Origin of the sequence: Aurantibrevibacter litoralis (assembly GCF_034651555.1) — a bacterium.
In the GTDB taxonomy this organism is placed as follows: domain Bacteria; phylum Bacteroidota; class Bacteroidia; order Flavobacteriales; family Flavobacteriaceae; genus Aurantibrevibacter; species Aurantibrevibacter litoralis.
The window spans coordinates 1-2,733 of sequence record NZ_JAYEEQ010000048.1; the positions used below are offsets into that span (position 1 = coordinate 1).

Annotated in this window: 2 protein-coding genes; both read right to left on the reverse strand. The window is 33.0% G+C overall.

Going from position 1 to position 2,733, the window contains the following annotated elements; translation table 11 throughout:
- Nucleotides 1-354 precede the first annotated feature (354 nt).
- Nucleotides 355-600 carry a hypothetical protein gene (locus U1E44_RS16705; RefSeq protein WP_322932254.1) on the reverse strand — a complete coding sequence of 82 codons (246 nt, stop codon included), beginning with the start codon at nt 598-600 and terminating at the stop codon, nt 355-357.
- Between the two features lie 460 nt (nt 601-1,060).
- Nucleotides 1,061-1,810, reverse strand: coding sequence for a DUF6090 family protein (locus tag U1E44_RS16710; RefSeq protein WP_322932255.1), 750 nt, complete (start codon nt 1,808-1,810; stop codon nt 1,061-1,063).
- Between the last annotated feature and the right edge of the window lie 923 nt (nt 1,811-2,733).

Sequence of the window (2,733 nt, forward strand, 5' to 3'; positions counted from 1 at the left end):
TTTTAATGAAAAAATTAACCGCTTAATTAATAATCGAAATTTAAAAGATCACTCTTGTTTTATAGGGGTCAAAACATATCTAAAGAGTAGGATTGTATTTTATAATTCGTTTTACAGGAAGCTATAATTCCGAGTAAAGTCAGAAGTAGAATTATTATTTTGTAATTCATTTTTTATAATTCAGTCTTTATTATCTTAAAAATCAAATTGAGTGAAGTGTACTTTCAGATGAGTAACATGGTTTTTCTCAAATTGGTGGCAACGGTTTGCATATGGCTTGTGGCGGTTTCGAAGCACTTTCCTGTCCACTGAAACCAAGGCTAACTACGAAGTAAAAACCTTGCTGGCAGCGGTTCACCCGCCATAAGCTATATGCGTTGTTGTGTGCCGTTTTTTTATTTTTTCTACGTTCTTTTTTAAGTCATATTTCAATAATATGCCACCTAATAATCCATGAATTAGTCCAAGTCCGCCATAAATCCAAAGTTGATAAATTGAGTAACCCGCTATGGATTCGAGAATGCTTGCTTGTCCCTTTTCAAAGGTTGAGTATAGTCCCAAAATAAAGGCTTTTGAATACAGCGTCAGAATCCAAGTCATGAAGAGAATTACAACTGAATAGAGATACAATTTGCGTTCAGTTCTTTTAAGTCGGACAGTCGTTCTCCATGAAAAGAAAAGTCCGATTAATGGAACTGACAGTATAGAAACAGTCCATTGAAGAAGGTCTCGTTCAATCGTGTACCATCTTGGTATTTCTCCCATGATCCAAGTTCCGATTGTCAAGATGACAATTCCGATTAGATAATGCTTGAATATTATTTGGGTTGTCTTTCGCAATCTTTCGTTTTTTCAAATGGCACACAACGGTTTTGTATATGGCTCGTAGCGTGTAAATTATCAATATTTTTTCGGTTAAGCACGAGCCGAATTTTTTAATTTTCGTATTACGTTTTCTTATCAATAAGCCAAATTAAAAAATTTGGCGGATTTGCAAATATGCTGAAACTTCGATTAAGCAACTAATTAGCTATGAGCTATATACGTTGTTGTGCTTTCGTTATTTTTTTATCCTAGAAAGTATTTTGTCAGACGAAATGATTAGGTCTTCATAAAATTTTTCTAAGGCTATACTTTGATAATATCTAGATACTAAAAGAGTTTCTAAAGTTTTGTCATTCAGAAACTTGTCTTTATCTATCATTGATGTTGGTCTTGGGTCATTCTTATAATACTTCGCCACAAAATCCCATTTATTATTTTTTTGGAAAATAGTAGGATATTGCTCATTTAAATAAGGTTCGTATTTCGTTTGTATTTGAGTATTAGATATATGTTCTCTTTCTTTGGTTCTGTCAATCAATGAATAATAATCAAGAATAGCGGTTCTCAACTCACTGTTCAAAAAAGGTATTTCATTCGATTGATTAATTGTTTCAATTGCATTAGTATTAGGACTAAACGTAAATTCTTGATACAGCATGATCAGATATTTTTTGAGTTGAATGTCGATTGGCTCTAATGTCATCATTTGAAGCATTGCAGAATCTGCTGCTAATTTTCTTTCGGTAATGTTTAGTTTTAATTCTTGAAGTTGTAATTGGTCTTCAATTATGTTCTGTTCAAGTATTTCAAGATGGTCAGTTATTGATTTATTCAATTTGACTTGCTCATTCCAATTATTTATTCCAAGAGCAATTAAAATTCCAATGACCACAAGTATTATTTCTCCAATTGCATAAATCAGATATTTACTGAATTTGTTTTCAGTCAGCATTTTTTGTCTAATTTTTCTAAAGAATTTTATCATTGGTTATTGGTTGGTCATAATGAAGCACAACGTTCTTCGTGTATGGCTCGTTGCGGATAAAACAGCGAGACCTTTCGAGTAAGTCGTAAAGTTAGCAAAAAATCGCAAACTTTCGAGTCAATCACTTGCCCCGCAATGAGCTATACACAGTGTTGCCACACGTATTTTTATCAGTTTTTTTATTCCGTTCGGCCTCTACTCTACTCAGGTTTTTCAATCCGGCTAATTTCGTTCCGTTCAGTTTTTCTCAGCTCGGATTTTCGGTCTGTCGCTCAACTAAAATCAAATTCGACTCGTGAAATTCTGCGTTTCGTGTATTCATTCCGCGTGTAAATTCCGTTTTCCGTTACCTAAAATTCTCATTTCGGAAATTCGTTCCGTGCGGAAAATCGGTCTGTTTTCAGTATTTCGGTGTCGTTTTTCAAGTCGAATTTTCACTAAAAATCAGATCGTTTTTTTCAACAGAATATCTTTCAATAATATGTGTGGCAACGTTTTGGTATAAGCGTAGTGCGGCATTAGTAGCACTTCACTTTCCGTTTGCACGGTACTTTAATAGATGTAAAATACTCAATTTTAGCGATTCAGCCCGCATTACGCTTATACATTGTTACCCAACGTTTTTAATTCGAAATCATAGACTCATAGATGCTTGCGTAAAGTACCTAGTTACTATTAACAAATGTAACTAATATAGAAGTGATCATTTAACAGGGCTAGTTAGTATGTTTTTTGAACTAAATGAGATACCTCTTCACTTGCATTTCGAAATACCTTTGTATCAGAAATAGATAAAATCTTAAAATTATGAAAGTCTTAAAAAAGGTACAAAAAATGCTACTACTGTTATTAATAAGAGCATAAATTAGTTTGTTTAATTGAGATAAAAGCCTTATATTTATTGAATGAAAGGCAAAAACAAG

Excerpts from the sequence above, each read along its gene's own strand:
- U1E44_RS16710 (WP_322932255.1), bottom strand. The coding sequence starts at position 1,810 with ATGATAAAATTCTTTAGAAAAATTAGACAAAAAATGCTGACTGAAAAC.
- U1E44_RS16705 (WP_322932254.1), bottom strand. The coding sequence starts at position 600 with ATGACTTGGATTCTGACGCTGTATTCAAAAGCCTTTATTTTGGGACTA.